Source organism: Sporosarcina aquimarina, from assembly GCF_019748715.1.
GTDB classification, from domain to species: domain Bacteria; phylum Bacillota; class Bacilli; order Bacillales_A; family Planococcaceae; genus Sporosarcina; species Sporosarcina newyorkensis.
Window position 1 is genome coordinate 195,215 of sequence record NZ_JACLBZ010000012.1, and the last position, 16,754, is coordinate 211,968.

16 protein-coding genes and 1 pseudogene are annotated in these 16,754 nt (G+C 43.9%); 2 read left to right on the top strand and 15 right to left on the bottom strand.

Annotation, left to right across the window (positions count from 1 at the left end; translation table 11 throughout):
* Positions 1-108: 108 nt before the first annotated feature.
* Together rpoZ and gmk are read right to left on the bottom strand one after the other, a co-directional pair.
* The gene (gene rpoZ, locus H7J92_RS06780) at positions 109-333 is read right to left on the bottom strand and encodes a DNA-directed RNA polymerase subunit omega (RefSeq protein ID WP_078817788.1); all 225 of its coding nucleotides are present in this window, start codon (positions 331-333) and stop codon (positions 109-111) included.
* Positions 334-336: 3 nt separating this feature from the next.
* A complete protein-coding gene (gmk, locus tag H7J92_RS06785; protein WP_009765562.1) occupies positions 337-954 on the bottom strand; it encodes a guanylate kinase in 618 nt (205 codons plus the stop codon).
* Between the two features lie 404 nt (positions 955-1,358).
* Here gmk and H7J92_RS06790 point away from each other — a divergent pair, with 404 nt between their 5' ends.
* Entirely contained in the window at positions 1,359-3,047 is a 1,689-nt protein-coding gene (locus H7J92_RS06790; RefSeq protein WP_221836161.1) for an Rqc2 family fibronectin-binding protein, read from the top strand.
* A gap of 116 nt (positions 3,048-3,163) precedes the next feature.
* Positions 3,164-3,295, top strand: coding sequence for a hypothetical protein (locus H7J92_RS17840; RefSeq protein ID WP_281250661.1), 132 nt, complete (start codon positions 3,164-3,166; stop codon positions 3,293-3,295).
* 90 nt (positions 3,296-3,385) lie between these two features.
* Here the strand turns inward: H7J92_RS17840 and H7J92_RS06795 are convergent, their stop codons facing one another.
* The 13 genes and pseudogenes from H7J92_RS06795 to H7J92_RS06855 all read right to left on the bottom strand — a co-directional run bounded on the left by H7J92_RS06795 (position 3,386) and on the right by H7J92_RS06855 (position 16,754).
* Entirely contained in the window at positions 3,386-4,045 is a 660-nt protein-coding gene (locus tag H7J92_RS06795; RefSeq protein WP_221836165.1) for a DNA-3-methyladenine glycosylase family protein, read from the bottom strand.
* Between the two features lie 359 nt (positions 4,046-4,404).
* On the bottom strand, positions 4,405-4,914 hold the full coding sequence (locus tag H7J92_RS06800) for a MepB family protein (RefSeq protein ID WP_078817791.1): 510 nt from the start codon (positions 4,912-4,914) through the stop codon (positions 4,405-4,407).
* A gap of 329 nt (positions 4,915-5,243) precedes the next feature.
* A pseudogene (locus H7J92_RS17845) lies at positions 5,244-5,327 on the bottom strand (PspC domain-containing protein); the annotation flags it as partial.
* A 114-nt stretch (positions 5,328-5,441) separates the two neighbouring features.
* On the bottom strand, positions 5,442-5,642 hold the full coding sequence (locus H7J92_RS06810) for a hypothetical protein (RefSeq protein WP_078817793.1): 201 nt from the start codon (positions 5,640-5,642) through the stop codon (positions 5,442-5,444).
* Between the two features lie 303 nt (positions 5,643-5,945).
* Positions 5,946-6,575 (bottom strand): orotate phosphoribosyltransferase, encoded by a 630-nt coding sequence (gene pyrE, locus H7J92_RS06815; RefSeq protein WP_078817794.1) that lies wholly within the window; start codon positions 6,573-6,575, stop codon positions 5,946-5,948.
* Positions 6,572-7,285, bottom strand: a complete 714-nt coding sequence (gene pyrF, locus H7J92_RS06820) for an orotidine-5'-phosphate decarboxylase (RefSeq protein ID WP_078817795.1) — start codon at positions 7,283-7,285, stop codon at positions 6,572-6,574. Before pyrF ends, pyrE begins: the two co-directional genes overlap by 4 nt.
* Entirely contained in the window at positions 7,282-8,196 is a 915-nt protein-coding gene (locus H7J92_RS06825; protein WP_009765567.1) for a dihydroorotate dehydrogenase, read from the bottom strand. The genes pyrF and H7J92_RS06825 overlap by 4 nt, the downstream gene beginning before the upstream one ends.
* A complete protein-coding gene (locus H7J92_RS06830) occupies positions 8,193-8,972 on the bottom strand; it encodes a dihydroorotate dehydrogenase electron transfer subunit (protein ID WP_009765568.1) in 780 nt (259 codons plus the stop codon). The genes H7J92_RS06825 and H7J92_RS06830 overlap by 4 nt, the downstream gene beginning before the upstream one ends.
* The gene (carB, locus tag H7J92_RS06835; protein WP_078817796.1) at positions 8,969-12,163 is read right to left on the bottom strand and encodes a carbamoyl-phosphate synthase large subunit; all 3,195 of its coding nucleotides are present in this window, start codon (positions 12,161-12,163) and stop codon (positions 8,969-8,971) included. Before carB ends, H7J92_RS06830 begins: the two co-directional genes overlap by 4 nt.
* Positions 12,156-13,256 (bottom strand): carbamoyl phosphate synthase small subunit, encoded by a 1,101-nt coding sequence (locus H7J92_RS06840; RefSeq protein WP_040758848.1) that lies wholly within the window; start codon positions 13,254-13,256, stop codon positions 12,156-12,158. Before H7J92_RS06840 ends, carB begins: the two co-directional genes overlap by 8 nt.
* Positions 13,256-14,533, bottom strand: coding sequence for a dihydroorotase (locus tag H7J92_RS06845; RefSeq protein ID WP_078817797.1), 1,278 nt, complete (start codon positions 14,531-14,533; stop codon positions 13,256-13,258). The genes H7J92_RS06840 and H7J92_RS06845 overlap by 1 nt, the downstream gene beginning before the upstream one ends.
* Before the next feature lies 1 nt (position 14,534).
* Positions 14,535-15,413, bottom strand: a complete 879-nt coding sequence (locus H7J92_RS06850) for an aspartate carbamoyltransferase catalytic subunit (protein ID WP_040758257.1) — start codon at positions 15,411-15,413, stop codon at positions 14,535-14,537.
* A 60-nt stretch (positions 15,414-15,473) separates the two neighbouring features.
* The gene (locus H7J92_RS06855; RefSeq protein WP_221836167.1) at positions 15,474-16,754 is read right to left on the bottom strand and encodes a uracil-xanthine permease family protein; all 1,281 of its coding nucleotides are present in this window, start codon (positions 16,752-16,754) and stop codon (positions 15,474-15,476) included.

Here is a 16,754-nt window from a genome sequence, read left to right on the forward strand (position 1 = left end):
CTGTAGGCCTATGCCTCCGGCGGATGTCACAGATTTTGAAAGGATTTAATCGAGCACGCTCGATTCAAAATCTGGACGCAATAACGCCAAAGCGTAATTGATTTCAAATCAAACTTCGTCTTCGTAAATAATTGATTCATCCGCTTGTTGGTTGATCAAGACCCCAGCAGCCACTTCTTCTAACGCTCTGCCGACACTTTTCTCTGAACGATACTTATGTAAGAGTTCGTTCCGTTTTTCCTGTAGTTCACGCGCACGTTTCGCAGCCAGCGTGACCAATGTGTATTTAGAATCTACTTTCCCTTTTAGTGAATCAACTGATGGATATAACATAGTTTATTCTCCCTCCAACATTTGTAAGTATCTCTTTTCCACACGTTCTCTGCGGCAATGCTCTGCTGTAACAATTGCATTGACCCGATCACATGCTTTGGAGACCTCGTCGTTTTCGACTACATAATCGTACAAGTGCATCATTTCAAGTTCTTCTCTTGCCTTTAATACTCGATCGGCAATGATATCGGATGCTTCTGTACCTCTTCCGATCAAACGAGTTTCCAGATCACTCAAGCTTGGAGGTGCCAAGAAGATAAATAAACCATTTGGTACTTTTTCACGAACTTGTGCAGCACCGACGACTTCTATCTCAAGAAATACATCGCGGCCTGCGTCGAGTGTTTCGTTGACGTAGTCGAGTGGCGTGCCGTAGTAGTTTCCTACATATTCGGCATACTCCAGAAGTTTCCCTTCTTGGATCATTTGTTCAAATACTTCCCGTGATCTGAAGAAGTAGTCGACGCCGTCCACTTCGCCTTCGCGCGGGTTTCTAGTGGTCATCGATATGGAGTATTCGTAGTTGGTGTCCGGGCTTGAGAAGAGTTCTTTACGAACAGTTCCTTTACCTACGCCGGATGGACCTGAAAGGACGATTAGGAGTCCTCGATGTTTGTACATATAATCCCTCTTTGTTATGTATTCATTTACACAGCATGCCTGCTTTCAATCCAAGAACGATTCCTTGAAAGTGCTGAACCTGGTATCTGGGAGGGCATCGTTAATTTCCGCTGCAGGCGGACGCTTTCCGGAGGGCGTGGCTTGAGCCGCTTCCCTCGCTTCGCTCAGTCCAGGGTCTCAAGGCTCACGCTGATCCTCCCGGAGTCGCCGCCTTCCGCTCCAATCAACTAGATACACTTCTGAACATGGTGAGCTTCAAAAGAAAAGTAAAAAGAAAGTGATTAATATTCATCACTTCGCAAGTGTTCGACTAAACCGGCCCATGTGTGCAATCTGTTCATATTATACCATATTCATACGATGAGTGCTAAAATGGAACAAAACGAAATGAAAGAGGAATCCGTATGGCATTTGATGGTTTATTTACGAAAGCGATTGTGAGCGAGTTGCAGCAGTTGAAGTCTGGCCGGATTTCGAAGATTCATCAGCCGAATTCGCAGGAAATTATTTTTCAGATCCGAGCAAATAATAAAAATCATAAATTATTAGTTTCACTGCATCCTTCTTTTTCGAGGATGCAATTGACGAATGAAGTGTTGACGAATCCGTCCGAGCCTCCGTTGTTTTGCATGGTGTTACGGAAGCAGCTTGAGGGTGGGATGATTACGTCCATTGAGCAGCAGGAGTCAGACCGGATTGTCAGTATCCAAGTTCAGGCTCGAAATGAACTGGGCGATCAGATTGAACGAAAACTGGTTATTGAGATCATGGGCAGACACAGTAATTTAATTTTACTGGATGCTTCGCGCGATTTGATTATCGACAGTATGAAGCATCTGCCGCCTTCCGTGAACAGTTACCGGACGATTCTGCCTGGACAGCCGTATATCCCGGCACCTCCACAAGATAAACTGGATCCTTTTCAAGTCTTAGAAAATGAATTTATGGATGTCTTACCTAACCTGCAGGAGCCGAGAGATGTTGTCCAGCAATTCGCTGGCTTTTCTCCCCTGACTGCTGCCGAACTACTGTATCGGCTCCAACAAAATCAGGAGCAGCCATTTAGAGTTTGGAGATCTTTTTTAGACAGTTTCAACGCAGATTCAATGAAGCCTACTGTAGTGGAGAATGATCGAAAGACATTATTCTCCGCGGTGGAATTGACACACGCGCCCGGCACAACTCAAACGTTTTCTACATTGAGTGATTTACTCGACAAAGTCTATTTTGCCAGAGCAGAGCGAGAGAGGGTCAAGTCCCAAGCGATTGATTTGGAACGCTGGTTGTCCAATGAAATTACGAAGCTTGAAAATAAGACAAAAAAACTGCAAAAAGAACAGCAGACGGCTCAAAACTTGGATACCTTAAAACTGTACGGTGAGTTATTGACAGCGAATAATTACTTAATGCAAAAAGGCGATAAGGAAGTGACGGTAGAAAATTATTATGAGCAAGGCACTACCGTCACGATTCCGCTTGATCCGCGGAAATCACCTATTGATAATGCCCAGAATTATTTCTCCCGTTATTCGAAAGCCAAAACCGCACTCGTCCGAATTGCGGAGCAGCTAGAAAAGACGAAAGAAGATATCGAATACTTTGAGATGGTACGGCAGCAAGTATATCAAGCTTCCCCAATTGATATAGAAGAAATACGTGAAGAATTGGTCGAACTTGGATTTATGCGTGCTAGAAGAAGCAAAAAGAAGGTAAAGCCAAAGAAACCGGCACCGGAAGCATTTGTTTCCTCGACTGGAGTTCCAATTTCCGTCGGGAAGAATAATAAGCAAAATGATTATTTGACGTTCAAAATGGCTGCGCGGGATCATGTATGGCTGCATACAAAAGACATACCTGGCTCGCACGTCGTCATCCATGATACCGAGCCGGATACGAAAACAATTGAGGAAGCAGCCAGACTCTCTGCTTATTTCAGTAAGGCTCGAGAGTCGTCATCTGTACCGGTCGATTACACTGAGATAAAGCATGTGAAGAAACCTTCCGGTGCAAAACCTGGATTTGTTATTTATTTTGAACAGAAAACCGTGTTTGTTACGCCTGATGAAGATTTAGTCCGTAAACTGCGGAAGTGAGTAATATTATATAAAAAGGCTGCCCGAAAAGTCATTGCCACCTGACTTTTCGGGCTTTTTGTATGAGGGGGAGGATTTAATTAATTCGGTCGGATGATGAACAGGAAAAAGGTGCGGTGCTTGGCTATATTGGTTCGGTTGGATCGTGGATTGGTTCGGTTAAGTTACAGATTGGAGCGGTTCGAAAGGAGTTTGGTTCTGTTCAATGCTATATTGGTGCGGTTGCCGCATACTTTGGCGCGTTGTAATATTTTATTTACTGGCCGCGCAAAATTGGAATTTCACCAAAAGCAGTTTTGGACTTTCGGGACAGACCCTTTTACATTTTCACACCATATTCATTGCACCTCTAGCTCATCGACTGATTTATACTCTTTAATAAGCCCCAGATGAATTGCTTCCCATAGATAAAACGACACTACAGAACGATACGGTTTCCAAAGCGGGGATTTTTCGACCAGAATGCTCCGCCGTTCCGATTTATCCACCCCGTACAACCATTCGGCAGCACGCTGAATTCCCACATCGTCTACGGCAAGCACATCACCACGGCCAAGAGACAGAAGCAGAAACATCTCTGCTGTCCACTTTCCTATCCCCTTGACATTAATTAGCTGCTCCATAATGGATTCATCGCTATATTCCGCTATATGGTTAAGATCCAGCTCATTTGCTGCTATTTTCTCTGCCAAGTCGTTTACATACTCTGCTTTTCTCGTTGTTAAACCAACCTGCTTCAACTCCTCTTCTGACTTCGCAAGCAACCCCTCCACTGTGACACTTCCGCCAAGCAATTTCAGAAGACGCTCATAAATTGCACTGGCTGCACTGACGGAGATTTCCTGGCCAATGATGGAACGGACAATGGAGGAAAGGTAGTCGGTCCGTAAAGGGATTTCAATATCATCAATAAATGTAATCATCCTTTTCATCAATGGATCGCTGTTGGTGATGAACCGAACTGATTCATCTTGTGTACGAATATACAGTGTGCACACTTATTTCATCTCCTGTCTCCATTCAAGGCTTTACATAGAAAACGAAGACTGCCTGTAAGCAATCCACGTTTCGTTACTAGTTCACTAGAGATCATGGAACAGATTAAGGAAAATACCAAACCAACTTTTAATACAGTGAACTCCTTTAACAGAACCATGATTTTAATCTTACAACCAATATACAGCCTGAGAATCTTTGATTTCTGTTGATCCTGCAAGAAAAGCCGTAACGAAGAACGGCTTTTGCAAACAAAAGCATAGCGCTAAGAGCATATTTTTGCTTTTCACCGCCTCCCTTTCCAATCAAGTCAGACTCTGCTTAGAAGTTTTGTTAAACAATCGCGCTCGTTTACAGAGGATTAAAGGGAATACAGTTCTATTATTTTTTCTAAGGATAATTTATTTGGATTACACATATCAACAAAATAAGGTAACTGCCATTTTTGAGTTTTCATCGCTTGTTTACTACTTGGACTATCCCAGCTAGGATAAACTCTTATTGCCATTTTGCCCTTTGTTGAAGTAGACCTAAGAATGTTTTGTTTTAAAAGAATTTCTTTCGGAAAGATAAATTGTCCAAACTCATTTTCATTTTTAAAGGTAGTTATAACTAATAAATCAGGGGCTTCCTCATATGAGTAGGGTTGATTTTTATTATTTTCGTCTTTTTCCCAAAATGCAACAAACTGCCCTGCTTTGGCAGGTGTAATATTCGCAACTCTGAATCGAATTGTTTTAGAAGATAATTGAAATGTACCAGCACCATACTTCGAATTTTGCTTCTCTTCTTGAACTGACTTTACAGTTAAGAGATTCGACTCATAAATCATTTTATTTACATGAGTTAATGATGTAAAAAAATCATTCATTTCTTCACTCCTAAATATCAAACAACATGGCTTCGATTGCTGCAATACTGACGCTTTAAAAGCCTACGTTAATTGAGCTATTCACACTTGTTAGACGAACCTTTTCGGATCTTCTATTCTGATAGAGACAACTTCTCCGCAATTCAAGCAGAAAGTATAGATTTTATTTGATCCACTGAATGAAGATTTTTTCGATTTAATTGGCATAAAATCTGTTCCTTCTCTAAATTCGTTCCCATTGCAACTTGGACAACGCTTTTCAGTGTTCATAGGAATTTCTCCTCCTTCATGCTACTCCATTATCTCGTCTGGTCACGCTACTTTGCCGGTTAAACCAAAAAGAGAATCCTCATGCTGAGAGAAGACATCCCAAAGTATTCTGCGATGCCTCCACAAACTCCAAATATAAGTTTATCTCTTGAGCTTTCCTAAATTTATTTTGCAATCTAATTCATCCTTTTAAATAGTCTGTTACTAAATTAGTAGAGATCTTTTCATAAATGTACTCTTTAATGAAAAAGGAAAAACTAAACAGATATTCCGTCTGTCAACACTAAAAAATTTACTAAAATTAACATTACACCATTATCAAAAATTATTGCAAAAAGAGAAAGTGAACCTAAAATTATAATTACTAACGGCAAGTCCGTATTCGGGCCTCTTAGAATAAAAAACGATATAATGCTTGCAACAACCGGCAGAAAAGAAAAACCTCCCCACTTATTCATACAAGTGATTCCTCCTTATCAAGGATACGTTCCGTTAATCGAATATTAAAGGATCTTATTCTCACTCAAGCACGTCCCTTTAAGTGGAATTTCACACGCAAAAATTAGTCATTTTACTAAACATCAAATTTTTTTACCAATCTAATACCATTCTACCAAATTTCTTTAAATTCATCGGACTTCAACTAAAATAATCTCTAACTTTTCATTAATTTGCTTTCGCCGTAAAGTAATCATATAACAAAAGGACCGCCACGAGAAACCGCGAATCAATCCACGATTTCCCTGACAGTCCTTTATTTATTACAATGTACCCTGCTTCAATTTCGTATGCCATTCCGTTAATTCATTCATGGATTCCTCTTCGATTGCGCCTTCTTCTTTTGCCACTTCCGCCAAAGCCGCGAAGTTCGTCAGGCTGTGGTATGAAAGTTTAGCTTCTGCAAACTTTTCATCCGCTTTTTGAAGTTCGTATGTAAAAATAGAGACGATGCCGCATACTTCTACGCCTTCAGCCAGCAAAGCGTTCGCTGCATTCAAGCTGCTTCCGCCTGTTGAGATCAGATCTTCGATGATGACTGCCTTTGCGTTCGGCTCGATCTTGCCTTCGATTTGACGGCTCTTGCCATGCGCTTTGGCGGAAGAACGGATATAGACCATTGGCAACTTTAGAATATCTGCCACCCATGCCGCATGCGGAATCCCTGCTGTCGCTGTCCCTGCGATCACCGTTGTTTCCGGATAGTGAACTCGGATCAAAGCAGCAAGACCTTCAGCGATTTCTTTTCGTCCAACTGGATCCGCCATTGTTAAGCGGTTATCACAATAGATTGGCGATTTGATACCTGATGCCCACGTAAATGGTTCTTTCGGATTCAAGGCAACAGCCCCGACATTCAATAAAATTTGAGCTACTTCTTTTTCTCTAGTCATTGAGGGGTTCCCTCCCATAAAGTATTTACTAACTCATACGCTTCACTTGGATTTTTTGCCCCTGTGATAGCACGTCCAACGACGATATGTGTAGAGCCTTCCTGTCTCGCTTTAGCAGGGGTCGCGACACGTTTCTGATCGTGGACATCACCTTGTGCTAATCGAATCCCTGGTGTCACTTTGAAAAATTCCTTACCACAAACTTCTTCAATTATCTTCGCTTCTTGTACCGAACAAACGACGCCGTCCAAATGAGCTGATGAAGCAAGCTTCGCATAATGTTCTACGGATTGCTGAAGCGGGACGCCGATCAATTGCTCTTCTCGTACTTGGCGGTCATCTGTTGAAGTGAGCTGCGTCACGGCAATTAATGCGGGACGCTGTTTGCCTGCTGGCGTACCGATATCCAAACCTTCCAGTGCCGCTTCCATCATAGCTTTCCCGCCAGCCGCGTGAACATTGACCATATCGACTTCAAGCGAAGCCAAGACGTTCATCGCGGATTTGACGGTATTCGGGATATCGTGCAGTTTCAAGTCCAAGAAGATGGAATAGCCTTCTTCTTTCAAGCGGGCGATCATCGCAGGACCTTCTTTATAATACAATTCCATTCCAACTTTGACATTGACCGAATGATCGAATGCTTTAAGGAAATCAAATGTTTTTTCTGCTGAATTAAAATCTAGCGCGATGATGGGAGATCTATTCATAGACGATGGCTCCTTCCGATCAATTCTGAAATATGATCTATTTGCAATTCATCCAATTTCCCTGGAAGCTGTTCAATAAGAGTTGGACAAATAAATGGATCTACGAAATTCGCTGTGCCGACCGCCACTGCACTCGCTCCTGCAGATAAAAAGTCGACAACGTCTTGCACACAAGTAATCCCCCCCATTCCGATGATCGGAATATTGACGACTTGGCTTACTTCATAAACCATACGAATCGCTACAGGCTTCACGGCAGGACCTGATAAACCACCTGTTTTATTGGCAATAACCGGCTTACCTGTTTTTTCATCCAGACGCATGCCGACCAATGTATTGATCATCGTGATGCCGTCTGCTCCGCCTGCTTCCACTGCGATTGCCATAGACTTAATATCCGCTACGTTTGGTGACAATTTCACATAGACAGGCACGGAAGACACAGCTTTCACGGCTGCAGTCAGCTCTTTCGCAATTTCAGGATCCGTACCGAACGTGATGCCGCCACATTTGACATTCGGACACGATATATTCAGTTCCAACGCGTGAACATTCGGCGCTTTGGAAATTTCTTTTGCCACTTCCACGTAGTCCGCTGTTTCGGAACCCGCGACATTGGCAATGATCGGAACATCGAACTGTTCAAGCCATGGCAATTCATTTTCAAGAACACCATGCAAGCCTGGATTTTGCAAACCGATTGCATTCAACATACCAGAAGCTGTTTCCGCTACTCGAGGTGTCGCATTTCCGTAACGCGTTTCAAGTGTTGTTGCCTTAATCATGATCGCACCAAGTTGAGAAAGATCATAGAGATTGCCGTACTCTTTCCCAAAACCGAAACATCCGGAAGCCGGCATGATCGGGTTTTTTAATTCGAGTCCTGGTAATGTAATTGCTAATCTACTCATATTTGCACCACCCCTGCTGGAAATACTGGACCGTCGGAGCATACTTTGACATAGGCTTTGTCTGTCGCGTTTTCATTTGTATGGCACACACAAGCGAAACAAGCGCCGATACCGCAGCCCATGCGCTGTTCAAATGATAAGAATCCTTTTTTATGCACATATGCTTTTTGGACTGCATCGAGCATCGGCATTGGTCCGCAGCTATAGAATGTTTCAAATTCGTCAGTTAGCTCGCCCATAATATTCGTAACAAATCCTTTTGTGCCGTTACTTCCATCGACCGTCGCAATATACGTTTCGCCTAGTGTAGCAAACTGCTCTTCATAAAACACGACGTCATCTGATTGGAAGCCTAGGATATGAATGCATTTGACACCTTTTGCCGTCAGCTGCTTAGACAGTTCGTACAATGGCGGTACCCCGATGCCACCACCGATCAGCACAGCCGTTTGACCTGAAGCCGTCTCATTGACAGGAAAGCCATTTCCAAGCGGACCCAACACATTGACGATATCCCCTGCTCGCTTTTGTGAAAGCAATCCAGTGCCATGTCCTTCTGCACGATAGATAATCGTCATTTCATTTTTTTCCACATTGACTTCCGCTATCGAAATGGGACGTCGCAACAATGGTTCAAATGAATCGGATACGCGGATATGGACAAACTGGCCCGGAGAAGTAATTTCTCCGACCAGCTTTCCAGTGAGTTTCATTTCAAAGATATTTTTCGCGATTTGCTGTTGCGATCCAACTGTCATCAAATCTTGAATGATCATTGAATCACCTGCTTGGGCATCGCGGCTGTTTGAAACGTCATCGATTCGATGACAGAAAGCATTGCAGCTGCTGTATCGATGGAAGTGAAGCAAGGAACTCCATTCTCTACTGATTCACGGCGAATTCTAAAGCCGTCACGAGCAGGTTGTTTACCTTTTGTCAGTGTATTGATCACTAACTGTGCCTGTCCTTTTTGGATGACATCAATCAATGTCGGGCCTTCCGTTCCGATTTTGCCGACAGTTTTCACTTCAATGTTTGCTTGTTCAAGTGCTTTAGCTGTTCCTTCTGTAGCTAAGATGCGGTAGCCGATTTGAACAAAGCGTTCTGCGATTTCAATAATTTCTTCTTTATCTTTATCGGAAACCGTCATCAAGACCGAACCGTATTCCTTCACTTCCATGCCTGCAGCGACTAAGCCTTTATAAAGTGCTTTTTCGAGAGTGCTGTCTTTCCCCATTACTTCACCTGTCGATTTCATCTCAGGTCCGAGCGTGATATCTACACGACGCAGTTTCGCAAAGGAGAAGACTGGTACTTTTACATAGACACCCTCTGGAGCGTCTGCAAGTCCGTCTGTAAAGCCTTGTTGTGCAATTGATTTACCTAAAATTGACTGGGTAGCGACATTGGCCATTGGAATATTCGTGATTTTACTTAAGAATGGTACTGTCCGGCTGGAACGCGGGTTCACTTCAATGACATATACCTGACCTTCCGAAATGACGAACTGGATATTGAGCAACCCTCGGATATTCAACCCTAGAGCCAAACGCTTCGTGTAATCCGCAATCGTTTCGATCATTGATTGGGAAAGATTTTGCGGCGGATAGACAGCGATCGAGTCACCTGAGTGTACGCCTGCGCGTTCGATATGTTCCATAATTCCTGGAATCAATACCGTCTCGCCGTCACAGATCGCATCTACTTCAATCTCTGTACCTGTTAAATAACGGTCGATTAATACTGGGTGCTCAGGACTTGCTTTCACTGCATTTTCCATGTATTGCAGCAATTCTTGTTCATGATAGACGATTTCCATCGCACGACCACCTAATACGTAAGAAGGACGAACGAGTACTGGATAGCCGATTTCATTGGCGATCACAACTGCTTCCGGAACAGATAACGCCGTTTTTCCAAGTGGCTGGGGAACGCCGATTTCGTGAAGCGCACGTTCGAACTTGTCACGGTTTTCCGCACGGTCGATATCTTCAAGGGACGTCCCGAGAATCTTCACACCACGTGCTTCCAGTTCAGCCGCCAAGTTAATCGCCGTTTGTCCTCCAAACTGTACAATGACTCCTTCCGGCTGCTCTAAATCGATAATGTGCATGACATCTTCAATTGTCAGCGGCTCAAAATATAGCTTGTCAGAGATGGAGAAGTCAGTTGAAACAGTCTCTGGGTTGTTATTGACGATGATCGCTTCGTAGCCTGCTTCTTGGATCGCCCAGACACAGTGCACCGTTGCATAGTCAAACTCCACGCCTTGACCGATACGGATTGGGCCGGAACCAAGAACGACAACACTTTTCTTATCAGATTTTACAGATTCATTTTCATCTTCATACGTACCATAGAAGTATGGAGTGTCGGATTCGTACTCACCCGCACATGTATCTACTTTTTTATAGACAGGGATCAATTCTTGCTCTTTTCTCCAGTTATAGACTTCACGTTCTGTCGTATTCCAAAGTTGCGCCACAATCGCATCTGCAAATCCTAGACGCTTTGCTTTGTGAGCAACTTCTTGGTCAAATGGATGATCTTTCAATGTCTGTTCGTAGCGCACAATATTTTCAAATTTTCGTAAGAAGAATAAGTCGATTGCACTCCATTCGTGCAGCGTTTCAATCGTCACACCGCGGCGCAATGCTTCACCGATGAAGAATAGGCGCTCATCTCCAGCTTTACGGATTCGTTTTTCGATCCATTCATCCGACATCTCGCTGCCGCCTGGCAATGAAAGATCAAATTGACCAATTTCAAGTGAACGAACTGCTTTTAAGATGGACTCTTCAAAAGTACGGCCCATCGCCATAACTTCTCCTGTTGCTTTCATCTGAGTGCCAAGATTCCGTTTAGCAGATTCGAACTTATCGAAAGGCCAGCGCGGAATTTTCGTTACAACATAATCAAGCGTTGGCTCAAAGCAAGCATATGTGTTACCGGTAACCGGGTTCATCATTTCATCTAGCGTCAGTCCGACAGCAATTTTCGCAGCCAGTTTCGCAATTGGATAACCCGTTGCTTTAGAAGCCAGTGCAGATGAACGGCTCACTCGTGGATTCACTTCAATGATGTAATAATCAAAGCTATGTGGATCAAGTGCCAGCTGAACGTTACAGCCGCCTTCAATTTTCAAGGCACGGATAATCCGTAATGACACGTTACGCAGCATTTGATTTTCACGATCCGTCAAAGTCTGGCATGGAGCAGCAACGATGGAATCGCCTGTATGGATCCCTACAGCATCGACGTTCTCCATATTACATACGACGATGGCATTATCCGCCGAGTCGCGCATTACTTCATATTCGATCTCTTTAAAGCCTGCAATGGATTTTTCAAGTAGACATTGAGTCACTGGACTATATTTCAGGCCGCTCGCCACAATTTCTTCTAAGTCCTCATCGTTGTGACAAATACCTCCACCTGTTCCGCCAAGCGTAAATGCTGGGCGAACGATCACAGGATAGCCTATTTTTCCGACGAATGCATAAGCTTCCTCAAGGTTATGAATAATGTCACTTTCCGGAACAGGTTCGCCCATTTCATTCATTAAATTACGGAATAAGTCGCGATCTTCTGCTTTATGGATCGCATCCAGTTTTGTACCAAGAATCTCAATTTCAAGTTCATCCAAAATTCCTGATTCTTGAAGTTCGATCGCCATGTTCAAGCCTGTCTGTCCGCCTAATGTAGGCAGCAGTGCATCAGGACGCTCCTTGCGGATGATTCGGCTGACGAAATCTAGAGTAATCGGTTCAATGTATACTTTATCTGCAACTTCTGTATCCGTCATGATTGTAGCTGGATTCGAGTTGATTAAAATGACGCGGTAGCCCTCTTCCTTTAAGGAAAGACATGCTTGTGTACCTGCATAGTCGAATTCTGCGGCTTGGCCGATGACAATCGGACCTGAGCCGATGACGAGGATGGATTTTATATCTTGACGTTTAGGCATTGGTATTCTCCTTTCGGTTGCTTGCAGTCATTTGCTGAATGAAACGATCGAATAAATAACTTGCATCTTGTGGTCCGGGTGAAGCTTCAGGATGGAACTGTACAGAAAAAGCTTCATATTGCTCACTGCTTACACCTTCAACACAGCCATCATTCAACGCTTTATGTGTAACTATTAGGCCAGTTCCTGCTAAAGAATCTTCCAGCACTTCATAGCCATGACTTTGTGATGTCAGATCGGTACGGTTTGTCTCCAAATCTTTTACCGGATAGTTGCCGCCAATATGGCTGTTTTTCATTTTAGCTGTTTTTGCTCCGCACGCGAGTGCAAATAATTGATGGCCCAGCCCGATACCGAAGATTGGTTTCTTGCCAAGCAATTCTTTGATTGTCTCAACAGCACCTTCGACATCTTGCGGATTCCCAGGACCGTTTGATAATAAAATGCCGTCTGGGAACAGCGCTAGGATTTCTTTAGCGGATGTATCGTAAGGCACGACAATGACATCGCAATCCTTCTTATTCAGTTCACGTAAAATGCCGTGCTTGATTCCGTAATCGATGACGACTACACGTTTCCCTAAGCCCGGGCTTGGATATGGACGTTTAGTTGAAACTTTTGCCACAAGGTTCGTCGGCACTTCATAGCCTTGAACTTCTGCCAGGACCTCATCCAAATTGATGTCTTCGCCAGCAGCAGTTAGTTTTCCTTTTAATGCACCTTTATCGCGCAGTAGACGGGTCAGTTTTCTTGTATCGATTTCTTGGATTCCCGGGATACCTTTTAATGAAAGCAAATCACCTAACGTCATTCCACTGCGGAAGTTGGACGGCTCTTCCGTTAATTCTCTGACGACTAAACCATTAATCGCCAGATCAATGGATTCGTAATCATCCCGGTTGATGCCATAGTTTCCGATTAAGGGATACGTCATGACGACGATTTGTCCACAGCCTGAAGGGTTAGAGATCGTTTCCTGATAACCGGTCATTCCTGTTGCAAATACAGCTTCTCCTAATGAAGCACTATCCGCTCCAAATGCTTTCCCTTCAAAAATAGAGCCATCTTCTAAAACTAAATATCTTTTTTTCATCATTGACCATCCTTCCAAACGATGTTTCCACCGAAAATTGTCATTACAGGCCATCCAGTGCAATCCCAGCCGTCAAATGGCGTGTTTTTCCCTTTTGACACAAACGTTGTACGATCGATTTTTTGCTCTTTCTCCAAATCAATTAAAACTAAATCAGCTGTTGCTCCTACTTCAATTTTTCCATAAGGCAAACCGAATACTTCTGCCGGTTTAATCGTCATCCAGTCAAGCAATTGCTTCAGAGTCCAGTGACCCGGTTTTACGAAATGTGTGTACAATAAAGGAAATGCTGTTTCGAATCCAGTGATGCCAAATGGTGCTTTCGCGAATCCGACAGATTTTTCCTCTGCCGTATGTGGTGCATGGTCCGTAGCGATGCAATCCAATGTACCGTCTAGCAACCCTTGACGCAATGCTTCGCGGTCCTCTTCAGAGCGCAGTGGAGGATTCATCTTCCAGTCAGCATCATCCCCCGGCACATCGTTTTCCGTTAGCAACAAGTGGTGTGGACTTACTTCCCCTGTCACATGAATTCCAGCTTTTTTCGCATCACGAATCGTCCGTACGGATTCTTTCGTGCTGACGTGGCAAACATGGTAGTGCGCGCCTGCTGCTTCTGCTAATAAAATATCTCTCGCAATATGTACTGACTCTGCGATGGATGGGATACCCGGCAACCCAAGCTCTTTATTGCGCATCCCTTCGTGCATCGCGCCGCCATAGATCAATGTATTGTCTTCACAGTGCGCTACAATCGGCATATTGATAGCCGCAGCATCTTGCATTGCTTCGTACATCATTCCTGCTTCTTGAACGCCCACTCCGTCATCTGTGAAAGCAAATGCGCCATGTTCTTTTAATTCCGCAAGATTGGTCCGCTCTTTTCCAGCTTCTCGAATGGTGATAGATGCGTATGGCAACACGCGAATTTTCGCATTATCTTCAATCAATTTATTAATTTTTTCGATATTTTCAATCGTGTCCGGCACTGGCCGTGTATTAGGCATCGAACAAATCGTTGTATACCCGCCTTTTGCTGCAGCTGCCGTTCCAGTTGCGATCGTTTCCTTATGCTCCCCACCCGGCTCTCTCAAGTGGACATGTACGTCAATCAGACCTGGAGATAGCAACAACCCTTGTCCTTCAATGATTTCACAATCAGCTGTCGGTAACTGGCTGCCGATTTCTGTAATCTTTCCTTCTGAGATTTTCACATCTGTTACTACGATCTGGCCTTCTTCGCTTACCATTTGGACATTTTGAATTAAAGTGTTCATGTTATTTCCGCCCCTTCAAAATTAATTCTAGAACAGCTGCTCGAATATAGACGCCGTTTTCGACTTGTTTAAAAATACGTGATTGAGGACTTTCAATTAAGCAATCCGCGATCTCCACATCTCGATTGACAGGTGCCGGATGCATGATGATTGCTTCGCTTTTCATTCTGCCTGCGCGTTCTACTGTCAAACCGTACTGTTCATGATAAGCCGCTTTCGTATAGGCCATTTCTGTATTATGGCGTTCATGCTGTACACGGAGAAGCATGACAACATCGCTCGTTTCAATTACTTCATCCCAGTTATCCACACTTTCAAATTCTCCTGCCCATTCTGGCGGACAGAGGAATGTGACCTCGGCACCTAGTTTCTGCAGAGCTTCTGCGTTGGACCGCGCCACACGGCTATGTGAGATATCTCCTGCAATCAGCACCTTCAGACCCTCGAAACTTCCGAACTCCTCCTGGATTGTGAAAAGGTCCAATAAAGATTGTGTCGGATGTTGACCTGAACCGTCACCCGCATTGATGATCGCTACATTCGTTCGATCAATCAATTCTTCATAAAAGCCATCGGACGGATGCCGGATAACAAGTGCGTCCAAGCCGATTGCCTCCAACGTTCGGATCGTGTCATATAACGTTTCTCCCTTTAATGTACTGGAGAAACTAGTCTCAAATGGGATGATTTGCGCTCCAACTTTTCGTTCCGCCATTTCAAAGCTCGTTTTTGTTCTTGTGCTCGGCTCGAAAAACAGATTGCACACAGTGTAGGTTCCTGGCAGTTCACGGAAGCCCAGGCGTTTAAAAATCGCCGCTCGATCAAGTATCAACATGATTTCTTCCACTGTCAGGTCTTTCATTGAAACTAAATGTTCCATCGGATGTTCCTCCCTCATGAAGTGCAGGCATTTATTGCAATTCATTCTATCTAATTTCTTTTATTCATCCATTAACGTATCGTCTTTTCTACCTGGCAACACCAAGTTGAGTACTACCCCAACAATCGCCGCTAACGCCATCCCGCCTACTTCAAAAGTCGGGCTGAATTTGATTGTAGCTCCGCCGATTCCAATTACTAGAATAATCGATCCGATGACCAAATTCCGTTGATTGTCAAAATCGATTTTGTGATCAATCAGCATACGCATTCCAGAAGAAGCGATGATACCAAACAGCAGAATGGAAATTCCGCCTAACACTGCTTGAGGTATCGTGGCGATCAAGGCCATTACTTTTCCTAAGAAAGAGAAGAAAATCGCAAATACTGCAGCTCCGACAATTACGTAAACACTATATACACGAGTGATCGCCAGCACACCAATATTTTCTCCATAAGTAGTTTTTGGCGGACCTCCGACCATTCCACTGATCAATGTGCCAATCCCATCGCCGAGCAATGATCTATGCAAACCTGGATTATCGATGTAATTTCTTTCCACCACTTTACCTAGTACAAGCTGGTGTCCGATATGTTCTGCAATCGTCACGATCGCAATCGGTACCATAATAATCAGTAAGGTCGGCGTCACTACAAACGAATAATCCACACCGGGAATCAGCATGTCCGGCACTGCAAACCACTTCGCCTCGACAACTTGGCTGAAGTCCAAGATCCCAATCGCTGCTGAATAAATATACCCGACTACAATTCCGATCAACACGGGCATTAAACTGATAATACCTTTAAAGAACATTAAGCAGAAAACCGCTGAAGCAAGTGTTACCAAGGCTGCTGAAAAATGCAAGCCGCTGTATACATCCTGACCATCCACTTGAATCATACTGGCCATGTTGATTGCCGTTGGTGCAATTGCCAATCCGATGACCATGATGACAGGTCCGACAACAATCGGCGGTAAAATTTTCATGATCCAGCGATAGCCCGTCTTCCATATCACAAGAGAGACAATCGCGTAGACCAATGCGACGAACATACTCCCGATCATCGCACTGCCGATTCCGCCAGTTGTGGTAGCAATCTGAATTGGGATGATAAAGGCGAAGGAAGAACCTAAGTATGCCGGCACTTGAAACTTCGTCACTGCGATAAATACGAGTGTGGCTATACCGCTTGTCAGTAAAGCAATTGCCGGGCTTAATCCCACAAGCTGAGGCACTAAAATTGTTGCGCCGAACATCGCAAACATGTGCTGCAAACTCAATGCCAGCCATCTCACCGGTTGCGGTTTTTCATTTACATCTAATACTTTTTCACTCAT